Here is a 15,023-nt window from a genome sequence, read left to right as displayed (position 1 = left end):
GGAGCCACGGCCTGCGAGGAGGAAGAGGAGGAGGGCACGGTTCTGCTTTCTTCGTCACGGGCACGTGGGGTGCCCAGGGATCGCGAGCGTCGCGAGGGAGGGAGTGCAGTCGTCCCGGCCCGAGAAGTGAGGGAGACCCGACGCGAGGGGCACGACGGCGCGTTCCCACGGAGGGCACGGCCTGGTCCACGGCGCACGGGCTCACGCCCTGCGGTGCAGGGTGAGCAGCGGCGTACCGGCGTCAGGGGGGTGGGGAGGACTGCTGTGCGGGCCAGGGGCCCAGCGGTTCAGTGGGTCAACAACAGAGCGCGCTGGCGACTCGTCGCAGATCGACGTCACGGCGCGCGGTGAAGTTCCACCGGTTCAGCAAGGATTCGACTCCCGTTCGGGCCGGCCCGGAGGCCGGCGGGTGCGGGCGATCGTCGCCCACGGTTACCGATAGTAGCCGAGGAGGGGGAGTCGTCGAGCCGCGGCACCGTTCCCTGGGACGAGGCGCGCCGTCACGAGGTCGTCGCGGCCCGTGCGTGCGCACCCCCGCAGCACGGCGCTGCGCCGCGGACCGTCAGGGCGCGTCGATACGCAGGGGCGCCAGGTCCCCCGGGAGCGGGGACCGACCGGGCCCCCCGGCCCTGACCCAGCGGTGGAGCGACCCGCTCGCCTCCTCACCGGCGAGACGCTCGAACCAGACGGGACCGTGCTCGGCGCGGGCCGACGGTGCGGGCCGCACGACGACCACGTCGCCGCGCTCGCACGCGTCGAGGCAGTCGACGAGCGTGAGGCCGGCATCACCGGACGCTGCGATGGCCTCGACGCGCGCGAGCTGCCCCCCGGGAAGCGGGTCCGACGCGCCGAGCGTCTCCCCCGCGCACAGGCGGCAGACCGTGAGGCCGGGGACGGTCCTGCGCAGGCGCGTGGTCGCTCGTCGGTCGCGGTCGGTCGCGTCGTCGCCGGTCATGGTTCCGTTCCCTCACCTCGATACCCGGTACCCCCACGAGGTATCCGGCGCGCCAGCCTAGCCGGTCGCGCCGAGGCGAGGCGACCACGCCGTCCGTCCGGTCCAGCCCCGGCCACGGCCGGGCCGTGGCCGGACCACGACAGGTCCGGGGCCGCTACTCGCCCGCGTTCGGCGCGTCGAGGAACGCCTTCAGGAGCGGGCCGGCCGTCCCCGACCCGCTGTCTCCCGTCTCGACGAACACGGCCACGGCCAGGTCGCCCTGGATCGCGATCATCCACGCGTGCGCCTGATCGCCGTCGCCGTACTGCGCCGTCCCGGTCTTCGCCCCCACCTCGCCGGGCAGGTCGGCGAGCAGCTTCGCGCTGCCGTCCGTGACGACCGAGCGCATGAGGCTGCGCAGCGTCGCCGCCTCGTCGGCCGTGAGGGCCGACGGCGTCGGGGTCTCGGCCGCCGCAGGCGTCACCGCGGGCCGGACCAGGACGGGCGAGACCCGCTCACCCTTGGCGACGCTCGCCGCGAGCGTCGCCATGCCCAGCGGCGACGCCTCGACCTTGCCCTGGCCGATCATCGACGCGGCGTGCTCGGTGCCCTGGGCCTCAGCCGGGACGGAACCGAAGAACCCGGGCGCCCCGAGCGCGGCCTCGACCCCCAGGCCGAGGTCCGCGGCGGCGTCGTGCAGCGCCTGCTGCGAGACGGCCCCTCGCTGGGCGATCATCGCCGTGTTGCACGAGTTGGCGAACGCCGAGCGGAACGGCAGGTCACCGATCGCGGCCTTCGGGAAGCCCGGCACGTTCTGGAAGGTCCGACCGTCGACCGTGATCTCCGGCGTGCACGACACGGGCGTGTCCGGCGTGACCCCCGAGCGCAGGATCGCGAGCGCCGAGGCGACCTTGAACGTGGAGCCGGGGGCGTACTTGCCGGTCGTCGCGGTCGACGTCCCGTCGCCACCGGGACCGCTCGCCGCGGCGAGCACGTTCCCGGTCGACGGCTGGATCGCGACGATCGCGCTCGCCGACGGGACGCCGGTCAGCACGGACTCGGCCGCGATCTGCATGTCGGTGCGCAACGTCGTCTCGAGCGGTACGCCCGCGACCGGTTCGACCGAGAAGGCGTCGGTGACGTTCTCGACCGGGTCGGGCTCGCCGTCGCCGTCCAGGTCCTCGCCCGTGTCCTCGCCCGCGCTGCCGTCCGCGACGACGCTCACCGTGATCCCGGGCGTCCCCCGGAGCTGGACGTCGTACTGCCGCTGGAGGCCCGAGAGGCCGATCGTGTCGCCCGCGACGACCTGCCCCTCGGACTCCTCGACGGCCTCGGCGGTCGCGTCGCCCACGCGACCCAGGATCGCCCGCGCGAAGGTGCGGGTCGGCGCGAGGTCGAGCTCGCCGTCGACCACGGACGCACCGTCGATCGCGCGGACCGCCCCGACGTCGATGCCGGCGGTGTCGTCGGTGCGGACCACGATGGCCTCGACGAACGCCTTGGCCCCGGCTCCCGCGACCTTCTGCGCGTACGCCTCGGCGTCGATCCCGACGGCGGCGCCCACCTGGCGCGCGACGGCGTCCTGGCGCGCGGGGTCGAGGTTCATCTTGTCGACGCCGATCCGGTACACGGGGCGCGGCTCGACGATGGGTCCGCCGTCGGCGCCCAGGATCTGGGCCCGCTCGGCGCGCACCCGGGTGACTGCCAGGCGGTCTCCGTCCTTGAGGTCGGGGACCAGCACGTCGGGCTCCCACGCCACGGCCCACTCCTGCGCTCCGCCGTCCGGCGAGTCCTGGAGCAGAAGGTCGACCGTGGTCTCGTAGGTCCAGGGCGTGGTGTCCGTGACGTTCCACGTGTAGGCCAGCGTCGCCGTCGCCCGCTTGCCCTTGTCCTCGCCCTCGGTGGCGACGTCGACCTTCGTGACCTCGACGGTGTGGTCGACCGCGGCGAGCGGCTCGAGCACCGCGTCCCGGTGCGCGGCGACATCACTGCCTGCCTGCGTGAACGCGACCCCCGCGAAGTCCCCGTCGGAGATCGCGGTCGCGAGGTCGTGGGCCGCGCCGTCCGGGCTGGGGGCGTCCTCGCTGCACGCGGTCAACGTCAGGGCGAGCACCGCCAGGGTGGCCGGGCCGATCGCTCGCCGCCATCCGGACCGTCGCGCCCCGACGAGCCTGTCGACCTGCTGCGTGCGAACCACGTGCTCCCCCTCGATGCCCTGCGGCAGACGGTCCGCCGACGACCGGCGGAAGAGTTGAACGGGCGTCCTCGCCCGCCTGCGAGGCTAGCCCACGCCTGCGCGGGAGCGCGGCCACGGCTCGCACGTCTACCCCGGAACCTCACAGGTTCTCCGCCGTCGCGCTCCACCGCGCCGGAACTCTCCCCCGTTCCTAGAGTGGAGACGACCGGAGGAGGCACGGATGCCGAGGATCCGCACGGACCGGGGGCTCGACCGCCTCGTCAACTTCACCGACGCGTCGGTCGCGATCGCCATCACGCTGCTCGTGCTGCCCCTCATCGACCTCGTCACGGACGGCAAGGAGCACTCCGTCACGTCCCTGTTCACCGACGAGCGCGGGACCTTCCTCGCGTTCGCGATCAGCTTCGTGGTCATCGCGAACTTCTGGGTCGGGCACCACCGCGTCTTCGAGCACCTGCGGGACTACTCGAACGCCATGCTGTGGGCCAACTTCCTGTGGCTCGCGAGCATCGTGTTCATCCCGTTCACCACACAGCTCCTGGCGGACGAGGGCACCGACGACCCGGCGGTCAACGCCCTGTACATCTCGGTGATGATCGTGACGACGGGCAGCCTGGCGCTCGTGGAGTGGCTGGCGGTCCGCGACCCCGACCTCCAGCGTCCCGAGGTCCGGGGCGAGCTCGAGGTGAAGGGCGCGCTCGTCGCGGTGCTGCTGCTGCTCGTGATCCTCGTGCTCGCCGTGGTCGCGCCGGGGGTCGGGATGTTCTGGCTCTTCCTGCTGTTCCTGTCCGGTCCGCTGACCCGGCTGCTCGCCCGGCGCAGGGCGCCCGAGCAGCACGACCCGACGGACGCCGCCGGCGCCCCGTGAGGCCCGGCGGGGCGTCCCGTCAGTCCGCCGCGACCGGGGGCAGCACGCGGGACGCCGAAGGTGTCGACGAGGCCGACCGCACGGCCTGCCCCATCCGGCTGACGGCTTCCGTGAGGACCTCCTGGCTCGTCGCCAGGTTCAGCCGGACGTGCCCGGCGCCGCCCGGCCCGAAGTGCCGCCCGTCGTTGAGCGCGACCTTGGCCCGGTCCAGGAAGAACCGGTACGGGTCGTCGGCGACCGACGACGCGTCGAGCCACGCGAGGTAGGTGCCCTGCGTGGGTTCGTAGCGCACCTGCGGCAGGTGCTCCTCGAGGAGGTCCGCGAGCAGCAGCTTGTTGCGGCGGACGCCGCGCAGGACCGCGTCGAGCCAGGCCGTGCCCTGCGTGAGCGCGGCGGCGTGCGCGATCACCGACACGTGCCCGACGCCGTGGACCACTTCCTCGGGGATGCGTCGCAGGTCGTCGGCCGCCTCGGGGCCACCGACCGCGACGGCGGCCTTGAGTCCCGCGAGGTTCCAGGCCTTGGAGGCCGAGAGGACCGCGATCGCGTTCTCGGCACCGGCCACGGTGACGACGGGCGTGTACGCGACGTTGGGCGCGGTGATCGGCGCGTGGATCTCGTCGGACACGATGCGCACGCCGTGGCGGCGGGCGAGCGCCGCCAGCCCTTCGAGCTCTGCGCGCGTGTGGACCGTGCCCGTGGGGTTGTGCGGGTTGCACAGCAGGTAGACCGCGCGGCGCCCGCTGCCGGGGCCGCTCCCGTTGAGCGTGGCCCCGGTGGCGTCGGCGAACGCCGTGTCGAGCGCGTCGAGGTCGAGACGGAAGTCGGAGGTGAGCGGCGCGGTGACGACCCGACGCCCCTCGTTCTGCGTGAACCCGAAGAAGGGCGGGTAGACGGGCGTGCTGACCACGACCGCGTCACCCGGGCCGGTGAGCACCTTGAGGATCTCCATGAGCCCGAGCATCACGTCGGGCACCATGCGCGTCCCGGCCGGGTCGAACGACCAGTCCCAGCGGCGCTTCGCGAACTGGGCGAGGGCTTCGGCATACGTGTCGCCGTAGTCGTAGCCCGTGTCGCCCGAACGCATGGCCTCGGTCACGGCCGCCACGACGGGCGGCGCGAGCTCGACGTCCATCTCGGCGACCCACAGGGGCAGGACGTCAGGGGCGTAGGCCCGCCACTTGAGGCTGGTCCGACGGCGGAGCGTGTCCGGGGTGAGGGCGTCGAGCGGGTTGTCGGTCGCGAAGGGTGAGGTGGTCACGGATCGAGCCTACGGTGGGTCCACCGCGGGCGCCGGGACCAGATCCGGTCCGGCTCGCCGACGAGCGGGGCCGAGTCCGGTCCGGCTCGCCGACGAGCCGACGGCCGCCTCTGCCGCGATCCGGGAGCCTCCGGCACTCCCGTCGAGGGCAGCTCGACCACTAGGTTGTCCGGATGGGAATCCTCTCCGGTCTGATCCTCGTCTACTACGTCGCGCTCGCTGCGGTGGCCGTCCTGGTGATCTGGGCGCTGGTACTCACGATCCAGCTCTTGCGGAGCGTGCTCGCCGAGCGCAGGTCACGTGCGGTGACGACGGCCCGCGGTCCGCTCGACCAGCAGCCCGTCGACGGGTAGGGCTCGCCGCCGCTCAGTCGGTGGAGGGCCGCCCGGCCGACACCCCGGACTGCTCGAACACGCCCTTGGGCAGCGCGAGCGTTGTCGTGGGGGTCTTGACCCGCTCGGCCGTACCCTCCGCGACGACCTGCTCGTCGTCGGGCAGCGCGCGACGCGCAGGACGCCCGTGCGCGGGCGGCGCCCCGCCGAGGGTCGACCTGGAGACGCGCAGCACCACGAACGCGATCACCGCGAGCGCCACGACCCCGATGACGACCTTCTGCAGGACGCCCGCGTACTCCTCGACGAGGTGCCAGCTCTCGCCCAGCGCGTAGCCCGCGCCGACGAAGATGCTGTTCCAGATGAGGCTGCCCGCGGTCGTCAGGAGGACGAACTTCGGCAGCGGCATGCGATCCACCCCGGCGGGCAGCGAGATGAGGCTCCGGAAGATCGGGATCATGCGGCCGAAGAACACCGCCATGCTGCCGTGCTTGTGGAACCACGCTTCCGTGCGGTCGACGTCCTCGAGCTTGACGAGCGGCAGCCAACCGATGATCCGGCGCGTGCGCTCGCGCCCGACGAGCGCACCGACGTAGTACAGCGCGACCGCGCCCACGAGCGACCCGACGGTCGTCGCGAGGATCGCCGCGAACACGTTGAAGCTGCCGCGGCTCGCGGTGAAGCCCGCGAGCGGCAGGATGACCTCGCTCGGCAGCGGCGGGAACAGGTTCTCGAGCGCGATGGCCAGCGCCGCGCCGAACACGCCCAGCGTCTCCATGAGCGACACGGCCCAGCCCGCGACACCACCCAGGTCGGGCTCGCTCGCGGCGGCCACGTGCACGAGGTCGGCGGGGAGGTTCGCAAAGGGCATGCGCAGACACTATGCGCCGGGCACCGGACATTTCGAGCTCGGGCGTGTCTCCCCTGAGCACCTTCACGGGCTGTTCACGGTCTCGCGCCGCAGACGCCCCACGATCGACGTCGCGGCGACGAGCCGGCGCTCGATCGTCCCGTCGAGGAGGCGCACCGGGACGCCCGTCCCCGCGATCAGGTCCCGCGTGAGCGCCTCGGCATCCGCCCGGAACGGCTCGCTCACGGGGCGGTCCTCGGGAGGGAGCGGGAACTCGACCGGCAGGAGCAGGAAGAGGTCGTAGGTACGCGCCGCACGGGCGACGGCCTCGCGCAGGAGCCCGTCCACGACGTCGGGCAGGACGCCGTCCCGCGGCGCACCGGAAGACGTCCGACGACGCAGTCTCACCGCGGCGTACACCCACTCGTGCAGGACCGAGCCGTCCGAGACCATGTCGGGCGTCGTGCTCTCCTGCTGGACGCGCTGGGCGTAGCGTCGCAGGCAGAGCTGGACCACCTCGGCCTCGGTGCACTCGAGGAGCGACCGGGGAGGGGAACCGACCGGGTCCCTCATCGCGTCCAGCCCGGGGACCACGAGGCCCGTCCGGCGACCCAGCTCGGCAGACAAGGTCGACTTGCCGACCCCGTGGGCCCCTACCACCGCGACACGCACACTCTTCCCCTTCCGTCGTCCCCACCCGTCGTCCGTCACCACCCGTGACCGGCCGCCCTCAGACGGCCACGAGGCTCCAACCCCGCCGGCGCCCCAGCACCGCGAGAGGTGCGCCGGGGGCCGCGACGACCGTCGGGTGGCCGGTCAGGCCCATGTAGCCGGCGTCCGACAGGTCGTCGCCGTACGCGGCCGAGCCTGGCAACGAGATCCCTTCGCGCCGCGCGTGCTCGGCGACGGCCCTGACCTTCGCCTCACCGATCATCGGGACCGCCACGCGCCCCGTGAACCGCCCCTCCTGCACCTCCGGGTCGGTGACCAGCAGATGAGCACCGCCGAGGACCTCCGCGAGCGGGGCGAGCGCGGGCGCGAAGGACCCGCTGACCAGGACCACGACGTGCCCCGCGCGCCGGTGCCGCTCGACGAGCGAGACGACCTGCGGGCGCAGGACGCCCGCCCGACCGGCCGCGTCGCCCGCGTCCGCGGCCCCGGACCCGCCCGTGCCCGGCGCACGCCCTGCCCGCACCGAGGCGAACCACCGGCGGCCGACGTGCTCGACCTCCTCGACCGACCTCCCCGCCCACCACCCGAAGTAGTGCCGGTTGCGCTCGGCACGCGTCACGCCCGCCTCCCGCATCGCCGCGATGCTCCTCAGGAACGTCTCGGCCTCCGGCTCGGCGCCCCGCTCGGCGGCGTCGAAGCGCAGCAGCTCGAAGAGCGTGACCCCCGTCGTGAGCGTCCCGTCGACGTCGAGGTAGGCCGCCGCCCGGGGCGGGTCGCTCACCCGTCGCCACCTGCCGCGATCCGGTCCCGGACGAGCCTGCTCAGCCCGTCGAGGTCGCCCAGGCTCGCGACGTCGTAGTCGCTCACCTCGATCCCGTAGGCCTGGCTCACGACGGCCGCGATCTCCGCGGTCGTGAGCGAGTCGATGGCCAGGTCGTCGAAGGTCGCGCCGGTCGGGCGCAGGTCCGGCAGCCCCGGGATCGCCCGCCCGACGAGGTCGGCGATGGACTCGGGGGACGGGTCGAAGACGGTCTCGGTCATGGTGCGCTCCTTCTCAGAGGTCCTGGACGACGAGGCGTGGCCACGTCGCCGTCGCGGCGCCCCAGGTGGTTCCTCCACCGAAGGCGGTCAGCAGGATGCGTTCGTGCGGGGCGAACGTGCGGGCGTGCGCGGCCAGCGCCAACGGGATCGACGCGGCCGAGGTGTTGCCCGCGCGGTCGAGGTGGATCACCACCTTGTCGGACGAGATGCCCAGCGAGTGCGCCACGAGCCGGAGGATGCGCTCGTTCGCCTGGTGCGCGACGAACCAGTCGACGTCCTCGACCGACCACCCCGAGAGGGCGAGCGCTCGGCGCGACGAGGACGACATCGCCCCGACGGCCGCACCGAAGACGGCCCGCCCGTCCATGCGGAAGTACGCGTCGGACGCGTCGACGAGCTCCCGGTGCGGGACCCGCGAGCCACCGGCCGGGACGGTGATGAGGTCGTGGGCGCTCCCGTCGGAGCCCAGGTGGAACGCCCCGAGGCTCCCCGCCTCGTCGGGATCGCCCCCGTCGACGACGACGGCCCCCGCACCGTCGCCGAAGAGGATCGACGTCGCGCGGTCGCGCGGGTCGACGATCGAGGTGAACTGGTCGGCGCCGATCACGAGCGCCCGGCGGTGCAGCCCGGCGAGCACCGCCGCACTCGCCTGGGCGAGCGCGTAGACGAAGCCCGAGCAGACGGCTGCCAGGTCGAAGGCCGCCGCGGTCCCCAGCCCGAGCCTGCTCGCCACCAGGGGGGCGGTGGCCGGGCACGAGCGGTCGGGCGTGCTCGTCGCGACGACGACCAGGTCCACGTCCGGTCCGCCCGCGGAGGCGAGCGCCCTGCGCCCTGCCTCGACCGCGAGGTCGGACGTCGCGCTCCCCTCGTCGGCGAAGCGTCGCTCCCGGATCCCGGTCCGGGTCCTGATCCACTCGTCCGAGGTGTCGACGAGCGCCGCGAGGTCGTCGTTGGTCACGACCCGTGGCGGCAGGTACCCGCCCACTCCGCGCAGGACCGCTGCGCCCGGTCGGTCACGTGAGGGCATGCGTGAGCTCCCGCTCCTTCTCGTCACGCACGTCGAGCAGGTCGTAGTCGACCTGTGCCCGGGCCACGGCCTCCTCGATGGTGACGACGCGCGGCAGGTCGTAGTGGTCGGTGATCGCCTGGAGGCGCTCCGGGATCGTGCCGCCGATGCTCACGTTGGGGATGCCCAGATCTGCGATCTCCCGCTGGAGCTTCTCGTCCGCGAGCCTGCGGAACTTCTCGTTGACCGGGCGGTGCCCGTCGGCGACGAGAGGGAACTCGATGGGCAGGTGCACGAATGCGTCGTAGCTCGCCGCGGCGTGCTGCTTGGCGGGGACGCCGAGCGCGTCGATGACCTCCTCGAAGAACCGGATCGCGTCCGTGCGCTCGACCGAGTCGAGGTCGATCGAGTCGTTCGGGTTGATGCCCACCAGGACGCGCACCGTGCCGTAGACCCACTCGTGCAGCGAGGAGCCGTCCGAGATGAAGGTGTCGCCCAGGTGCGACTCGTTGACGGCCCGCTCGGTGTTGCGCCGGGTGATCAGCATGAGGATCTCCGCCGCGCTGCACTCCTCCAGGGTCTTGCCGGGGACGGAGATCGGGAGGAGCTCCCGCATGGTCTTGGCCGCGCTCCGGGGGATCCCGGTGAGGTGCGCGAGCGCGATCGTGGTGAAGGTCTTGCCTGACGAGTAGGTCCCGGAGATCGCGAGCCTCATGACAGTTCTCTTTCCTCGGTGGGTGGAGCGGTGGTCGGTGGGTCGCTCACCGCAGTGGGCGACGGGATGCGGTGGGCGACGTCGCAGTGCACGGTCGTGCCGTGCCCGACGACGGCGCGGGCCTGCGCGCAGCGCCAGGTCTCCCCGCGGAGCACGACGAGCCGTGGCTGGACCAGCGTGACGTCGATCGGGTGGGTCGCATCGAGCCAGAGCGCGGCGCCGTCCGACTCGAGGACCGTCCGCCGCATCCAGAGCGTGCTGCTGTCGGCGCGCGGGACGTGGTCCAGCTCGTAGAGGAGCACCTGGGCGAGCTGGAGCGTGGCGACGAACGCCTCGACGAAGGAGAGGCTCGGGCGGTCGGTCGCCCCGATGCCGAGGTCCTGGCCCACGGTCCCGGGAAGGGTGGTGGCGACGAGCCGCGCGTGCGCCTCGTCGTGGCCGACCGTCGCCACCTCCCGCACGTCGACCGAGCGGGAGGCATACCCGGCGCCGTGGACGCGTCGCGCCGCGTCGCCCAGCAGCTCGTCGGGTGAGGCGACGGTCAGGTCCACGCGCCCGGCGACCGCCAGGGGACGGTGCACGGTGACCTCGACCGTCATGGTCCCGACGAACGCGTGGACGGTCACGTCCCGGTCCCGGCACGCGTCGTCGAGCCGGGCGGTCACCGCGAAGTCCTGGTGGGCGCCCTCGACCGGTTCCTTCCCGGCGACGACCACGACACGCCGCAGCACGACGTCGACGAGGAAGGCGGGCGAGAACGTGGCCGCCAGCAGGATCTCGGCGGCCTGCACCGCCAGGACCAGGACGTCGGTGGTGCTCAGGTGCGGCAGCTGGTCGACGTCGCCCTTGGTGGACCAGCGCTCCACGACGCTGATCGACCCCCGGGCTTCCAGTCGTGAGGCCGCGCCGTCGTGGCGGACGACGACGGACCGCAGCCGGGGGTCGGTCCCCCGGTAGCCGCTGCCGAAGAAGCGCGACGCCGAGGGGCCGAGGAGGTCGTCGATCGCCGGGAGCGCAGTCTCCGTCTCGGTCTCCGTGGCCATGATGTCCTCCTGGTTCCTCGTGAGCGTGCGGGTCGGTCGTGGCTGCTCGGTGCCGCGGGGCCCGTGGTCGTCGACGAGGCCGCCCCCTCGCTGCGTGGTCACGCCTGGCCGTGCGGGACCGGGCGGTCGGCACGTCCTGCGCCGGCGTCCTCGAGGTCGGGCGCGGACCGGCCCGCGCCGGGCCGCCGCTCCGCGGGCAGGAAGACGAGGATCAGGACCGCGGTGGCGAGGATCAGCACGGCGTTCACGAGCAGCCCCGCGTGGACTCCGCCGAGGACCGCCTCGCTCGTGGTCGGGTCGTCGAATCGCCCGGTGGCGAACGCGATCGCGACCGCGCTGATGAGCGGGGTCCCCACGGTGAACGCGATCTGCTGCGTCTGGCCTGCGAGCCCGGTCGCGAGACCCTGCTCGGAGTCGGGGAGCCCCGACGTGACCGTCACCGTGTAGGCCACGATGACCAGGACGTGCCCGAACCCACCCACGGCCGTGGCGAGGAGGATGTGGACGAAGCCCAGCGTCTCGCCCACCCCGAGGAGGAGGAACGTGAGGGTCGTGACGCCCTGCAGGGTCAGACCGAGCAGCAGCGTCGCCTTGGCTCCGATGCGGTCGATGACCCGTGCGGCGACGAGCCCTCCCGTGAAGGCCCCCGCGCCCAGCACACCGAAAGCGAGCCCCGTCGCGAGCGCCGACGCCTCGAGCACGCGCTGGAGGTACAGGGTCAGGAGGAAGACCTTGCTGCTCTCCATCGCGAACGTGGTGAACCCGGCGAGGTTCCCCCAGGACACCGTGGGCCTGCGCAGGATGCTCACGGCGGCCAGCGGGTGCGAGGACCTGCTCTCGACGAACCAGAAGCTCACGAAGGCCGCGACGGAGAGGACGACGAGCCCGAGGAACGCGGGCGACCCCCATCCGGAGCGCTCGCCCGTCGAGATGCCGAGGACCAGGGCGAGGAGCCCCGTCGACAGGAGCGCCGCGCCCGGGACGTCGAGCTTCTGCTGCTTGCGCTCGCCGTGGTCGGTGAGCAGGAAGGGAGCCGCCGCGAGGATCAGGAGCCCCGCCGGCACGTTGATCAGGAACGTCGAACGCCACCCGAGCACGTCGGTGACGACGCCGCCCAGGACGGCACCCACGGCGAACCCGAGCGACAGCAGGGCGCCGTTGAGCCCCAGGGCCCGGTTCCGCAGCGGGCCCTCCTCGAACGACGTGGTCAGGAGCGAGAGCGCGGCCGGCATCGTGATGGCGGTCGCGAGCCCCTGACCTGCCCGGGCCGCGAACAGCACCCAGGGCTCCGTGGCGAACCCGCCCACGGCCGAGGCCACGGTCAGCACGACCATGCCGATCAGGAACATGCGCTTGCGCCCGTGCAGGTCCGCGACCCGCCCCATCACGAGGACGAGGCTGGCCGCGGTCAGTGCGAACGCGGTCACGATCCACTGCAGGTCCGCGTCGGGGATCCCGAGGTCCTCGCCGATCACGGGCAGCGCCACGGTCACGATCGAGAAGTCGAGAGCGAACATGAACTGTGCGCCGAGGAGCACGATCAGGACGAGTCGTTGGCGACCGGTGAGCGCGAGGTCCTCGCTGGTTCGTGTCATGTCTCGAGGATGGTCGCGGCCCGGCACGTCATCCAGAGCGGCCTTATAGGGGTGCTGGGACCACCAGGCTGCTCGTGTCCTCGGCGGGCGACCACGAGCGCCCGCCCTCGCTGGTGCGGCGCACGCGACCGAGGACGACGTCGGCGAAGTGGCTGCCCGCCCCGACCGTCCCGGGCTCGCCGAGCAGGTCGAGCGTCTCGGCGCGCGTCGCCCGGGACGTGACGGGATCCTCCTCGAAGCACGAGCCGAGCGCGGGCTGCTCCACCTGGACGCTGCTGTGCATGACGTCGCCGAAGCACAGCAGACGCTCTCCCCGCGACTCCAGGAGGTAGGAGGTGTGCCCCGCGGTGTGCCCCGGACTGGCGAGCGCGGTGAGGCCCGGGAGGATCGACCGACCGTGCTCGGCGACCTCCCACTCCCCGCGTGCGAGGGCCGGGTGCGCGTCGAGCTCGGCCGACGACGCGACGTGCGGGACCGTCCGCAGCGCAGCGCCGACCGGATGCTCCCCGTGCGCGAGCCACCCCGCGTGGTCCTCGTGCAGGTGCGTGAACAGCACCCGGTCGAGCCCTTCGAGGACCGCGGGGGACAACCGGGCGAGCCCGCCACCGCGCAGCGTGCCGAGCGCTGGGTGCGTGGCGTCGGCGGCGAGGGTGCGGGGACCGAAGCCCGTGTCGACCAGGACCGACCAGCCGGGCGCCTCGACGAGCAGCGCGCCGACCGACCCGACGAGGTACCCGTCCTGGTCGAGCAGCCCGGACGGGACGGACCGGTCACCCTCGGGGAGCGAGAACCACCGCTGCGGGTGGAGCTGGACCGTCCCGTCGGGGACGTAGCGGACCCGGAGGTCGCCCACGCGCAGGACCCGGGGGCGAGCCGGTCGGTTCCAGCGCGTCACCGCGTTCACCGGAGCCTCTGGAGTGCCTCGGCGGTCTCCGTCCCCGGCCGGGGCAGGTAGAGGAACAGCCGCAGGTCCTCGCCCCCGAGCGGGTTCAGGACGGTGCACTGCCAGGTCAGGCGGCCGATCTGCGGGTGGTCGTAGGTGATGTCGACGTGCGGCTCGACCCCCACCGAGTAGGAGGTCCAGTACGCGGCGAACTCCGGGGACGCGGCCGAGACCCGGTCCGCGAGGAGGTCGAACGTCCGGTCGGACGGGTAGGCCGCGGCCTGCCGCCGGAGCTGGCCCACGATCATGCGTCCGACGAGGGCCCGCTGAGGGTAGCGCTCCGCGACCCGCTCCTCGGTGAAGAAGTCCGCGAGGCAGTTGGCCCCGACCTGGCTGCCGAAGACGTGCTCGGCGAGCTCGTTGGTCGCCACCACGTTCCAGTACCGGTCGACGACGTAGGCGGGGAGCTCGGAGAACCCGTCGAGCACGCGCACGAGGTTGTCGCGCAGCTCGGTCGGGGCGCTCGACCTCGACGGGAGCCGCGTACCGGTCAGCTCGTAGAGGTAGGCGAGGTCGCCGTCCACGAGGCGCAGGGCGCGCGCGATCGACTCGACGACGACCGCGGACACCCCGATCTCGCGCCCCTGCTCGAGCCAGGTGTACCAGGTGACCCCGACGTTGGCGAGGACGGCGACCTCCTCCCTCCGCAGGCCCGGGGTCCGCCGCCGCCGGCTGGGGGGCAGCCCGACGTCCTCGGGCTGCAGGCTCTCGCGCCGGGCCCGCAGGAACAGCGCGAGCGACCGTCGCCGCGAGTCGCCGTCGTCCGGTTCGGCGCGGGGTGCGGCCTGCGCCGGGGCGCTCATGCGCCGACCCCCGCGCTCACGACGGGCCGACGACCACGGCGTCGCGTGCGGGTGCAGACCGGCGCGGGGACGACGGGCACGAGGAGCGAACGGACGAGCCGGGCGAGCGCGGGCGCACGGTGGAAGAGGTGCCCGTCGTCGACCGCGTGCTCGCGCGGACGTCCGAGGGTGTACTCGTCCCAGCCGCGCATGAGCCGTGCGGTCACGACCTCGTCGCGCGTCCCGTGGACGAGCTCGACCGCGGTGGGCACGGGCCGGACCGGTGGCGCGTAGGCGAGCGAGCGGCGCACCCCGGCCGTGGTGCGCTCGGCGAGGCCCGGAGCGGGCACGAGAGCCGCCCCGGCGCGGAGCAGCGCCGCGGCACGAGCACCGTCCGGGTCGAGCGCCCCGGGCGGCGCGACCGCCGCGAGGACGAGCGAACGAGGGAGCGTCTCGCCACGCTCGGCCCTCGTGCGGCACAGCTCGTAGGCGACCAGACCGCCCATGCTGTGCCCGTAGAAGTGGGTGTCGCCCAGGTCGGTGCCCGCCAGCCGACGGCCGACGTCCTCCGCGATGCTCTCGATCGTGGCGGCCTCGCCAGGACGTTCGAGGGCGAGAGGGACGACGTCGACCTCGGGGGCGAGCGCGGCGCGCAGCGGACGGAACCCGGCGGGGTTCCCTCCGGCGTGGTGGAAGCAGTAGAGCGTGACGGGACGCATGGGCGGTCTCCTGGCGGGGCGTCGGGTGAGGGGCGAGGTGCTGGACCACCCCCACGAGCGCGGGC

General features: G+C 73.4%; 16 protein-coding genes. 2 read left to right on the top strand and 14 right to left on the bottom strand.

All coding sequences use genetic code 11. The annotated features are described in order from the left end of the window. Positions 1-562: 562 nt before the first annotated feature. Entirely contained in the window at positions 563-955 is a 393-nt protein-coding gene (locus JOD49_RS12380; protein WP_205307452.1) for a hypothetical protein, read from the bottom strand. 154 nt (positions 956-1,109) lie between these two features. After that, complete coding sequence (locus tag JOD49_RS12375; RefSeq protein ID WP_307822522.1) at positions 1,110-3,131, bottom strand: penicillin-binding transpeptidase domain-containing protein; 2,022 nt, start codon at positions 3,129-3,131, stop codon at positions 1,110-1,112. Positions 3,132-3,351: 220 nt separating this feature from the next. Between JOD49_RS12375 and JOD49_RS12370 the strand changes: the two genes are divergently transcribed. Beyond that, complete coding sequence (locus tag JOD49_RS12370; protein ID WP_205307451.1) at positions 3,352-3,999, top strand: TMEM175 family protein; 648 nt, start codon at positions 3,352-3,354, stop codon at positions 3,997-3,999. A gap of 19 nt (positions 4,000-4,018) precedes the next feature. Here the strand turns inward: JOD49_RS12370 and JOD49_RS12365 are convergent, their stop codons facing one another. After that, the gene (locus JOD49_RS12365) at positions 4,019-5,260 is read right to left on the bottom strand and encodes a MalY/PatB family protein (protein WP_307822521.1); all 1,242 of its coding nucleotides are present in this window, start codon (positions 5,258-5,260) and stop codon (positions 4,019-4,021) included. Between the two features lie 173 nt (positions 5,261-5,433). On the opposite strand from JOD49_RS12365, the gene JOD49_RS12360 reads away from it, so the two are divergent. After that, positions 5,434-5,613 (top strand): hypothetical protein, encoded by a 180-nt coding sequence (locus JOD49_RS12360; RefSeq protein ID WP_205307450.1) that lies wholly within the window; start codon positions 5,434-5,436, stop codon positions 5,611-5,613. A 13-nt stretch (positions 5,614-5,626) separates the two neighbouring features. Here JOD49_RS12360 and JOD49_RS12355 read toward each other — a convergent pair whose 3' ends face one another. The 11 genes from JOD49_RS12355 to JOD49_RS12305 all read right to left on the bottom strand — a co-directional run bounded on the left by JOD49_RS12355 (position 5,627) and on the right by JOD49_RS12305 (position 14,958). Continuing rightward, a complete protein-coding gene (locus JOD49_RS12355) occupies positions 5,627-6,463 on the bottom strand; it encodes a DedA family protein (protein ID WP_307822520.1) in 837 nt (278 codons plus the stop codon). A gap of 63 nt (positions 6,464-6,526) precedes the next feature. After that, complete coding sequence (locus tag JOD49_RS12350; RefSeq protein ID WP_205307449.1) at positions 6,527-7,114, bottom strand: AAA family ATPase; 588 nt, start codon at positions 7,112-7,114, stop codon at positions 6,527-6,529. A gap of 58 nt (positions 7,115-7,172) precedes the next feature. Then, positions 7,173-7,895: an HAD family hydrolase gene (locus JOD49_RS12345; protein WP_205307448.1), complete on the bottom strand. Its 723-nt coding sequence runs from the start codon at positions 7,893-7,895 to the stop codon at positions 7,173-7,175. Beyond that, complete coding sequence (locus tag JOD49_RS12340) at positions 7,892-8,155, bottom strand: acyl carrier protein (RefSeq protein WP_138822134.1); 264 nt, start codon at positions 8,153-8,155, stop codon at positions 7,892-7,894. Before JOD49_RS12340 ends, JOD49_RS12345 begins: the two co-directional genes overlap by 4 nt. A gap of 13 nt (positions 8,156-8,168) precedes the next feature. Then, the gene (locus JOD49_RS12335; protein ID WP_205307447.1) at positions 8,169-9,182 is read right to left on the bottom strand and encodes a beta-ketoacyl-ACP synthase III; all 1,014 of its coding nucleotides are present in this window, start codon (positions 9,180-9,182) and stop codon (positions 8,169-8,171) included. Beyond that, complete coding sequence (locus tag JOD49_RS12330) at positions 9,169-9,876, bottom strand: AAA family ATPase (RefSeq protein ID WP_205307446.1); 708 nt, start codon at positions 9,874-9,876, stop codon at positions 9,169-9,171. Before JOD49_RS12330 ends, JOD49_RS12335 begins: the two co-directional genes overlap by 14 nt. Further along, complete coding sequence (locus JOD49_RS12325; RefSeq protein WP_205307445.1) at positions 9,873-10,919, bottom strand: AvrD family protein; 1,047 nt, start codon at positions 10,917-10,919, stop codon at positions 9,873-9,875. The genes JOD49_RS12330 and JOD49_RS12325 overlap by 4 nt, the downstream gene beginning before the upstream one ends. A 98-nt stretch (positions 10,920-11,017) precedes the next feature. Continuing rightward, complete coding sequence (locus JOD49_RS12320) at positions 11,018-12,514, bottom strand: MFS transporter (protein WP_205307444.1); 1,497 nt, start codon at positions 12,512-12,514, stop codon at positions 11,018-11,020. A gap of 43 nt (positions 12,515-12,557) precedes the next feature. After that, on the bottom strand, positions 12,558-13,409 hold the full coding sequence (locus tag JOD49_RS12315) for an MBL fold metallo-hydrolase (RefSeq protein WP_205307443.1): 852 nt from the start codon (positions 13,407-13,409) through the stop codon (positions 12,558-12,560). A 5-nt stretch (positions 13,410-13,414) separates the two neighbouring features. Next, positions 13,415-14,260 carry a helix-turn-helix transcriptional regulator gene (locus JOD49_RS12310; protein WP_205307442.1) on the bottom strand — a complete coding sequence of 282 codons (846 nt, stop codon included), beginning with the start codon at positions 14,258-14,260 and terminating at the stop codon, positions 13,415-13,417. Beyond that, positions 14,257-14,958 (bottom strand): thioesterase II family protein, encoded by a 702-nt coding sequence (locus JOD49_RS12305; RefSeq protein WP_205307441.1) that lies wholly within the window; start codon positions 14,956-14,958, stop codon positions 14,257-14,259. The genes JOD49_RS12310 and JOD49_RS12305 overlap by 4 nt, the downstream gene beginning before the upstream one ends. Positions 14,959-15,023 lie beyond the last annotated feature (65 nt).

Source organism: Oerskovia jenensis, from assembly GCF_016907235.1.
In the GTDB taxonomy this organism is placed as follows: Bacteria; Actinomycetota; Actinomycetes; order Actinomycetales; family Cellulomonadaceae; genus Oerskovia; species Oerskovia jenensis.
This window is presented reverse-complemented; position numbering and strand designations above follow the sequence as displayed.

Excerpts from the sequence above, each read along its gene's own strand:
- JOD49_RS12310 (WP_205307442.1), bottom strand. The coding sequence starts at position 14,260 with ATGAGCGCCCCGGCGCAGGCCGCACCCCGCGCCGAACCGGACGACGGC.
- JOD49_RS12325 (WP_205307445.1), bottom strand. The coding sequence starts at position 10,919 with ATGGCCACGGAGACCGAGACGGAGACTGCGCTCCCGGCGATCGACGAC.
- JOD49_RS12330 (WP_205307446.1), bottom strand. The coding sequence starts at position 9,876 with ATGAGGCTCGCGATCTCCGGGACCTACTCGTCAGGCAAGACCTTCACC.
- JOD49_RS12380 (WP_205307452.1), bottom strand. The coding sequence starts at position 955 with ATGACCGGCGACGACGCGACCGACCGCGACCGACGAGCGACCACGCGC.
- JOD49_RS12335 (WP_205307447.1), bottom strand. The coding sequence starts at position 9,182 with ATGCCCTCACGTGACCGACCGGGCGCAGCGGTCCTGCGCGGAGTGGGC.
- JOD49_RS12370 (WP_205307451.1), top strand. The coding sequence starts at position 3,352 with ATGCCGAGGATCCGCACGGACCGGGGGCTCGACCGCCTCGTCAACTTC.
- JOD49_RS12320 (WP_205307444.1), bottom strand. The coding sequence starts at position 12,514 with ATGACACGAACCAGCGAGGACCTCGCGCTCACCGGTCGCCAACGACTC.
- JOD49_RS12360 (WP_205307450.1), top strand. The coding sequence starts at position 5,434 with ATGGGAATCCTCTCCGGTCTGATCCTCGTCTACTACGTCGCGCTCGCT.
- JOD49_RS12305 (WP_205307441.1), bottom strand. The coding sequence starts at position 14,958 with ATGCGTCCCGTCACGCTCTACTGCTTCCACCACGCCGGAGGGAACCCC.
- JOD49_RS12340 (WP_138822134.1), bottom strand. The coding sequence starts at position 8,155 with ATGACCGAGACCGTCTTCGACCCGTCCCCCGAGTCCATCGCCGACCTC.
- JOD49_RS12355 (WP_307822520.1), bottom strand. The coding sequence starts at position 6,463 with ATGCCCTTTGCGAACCTCCCCGCCGACCTCGTGCACGTGGCCGCCGCG.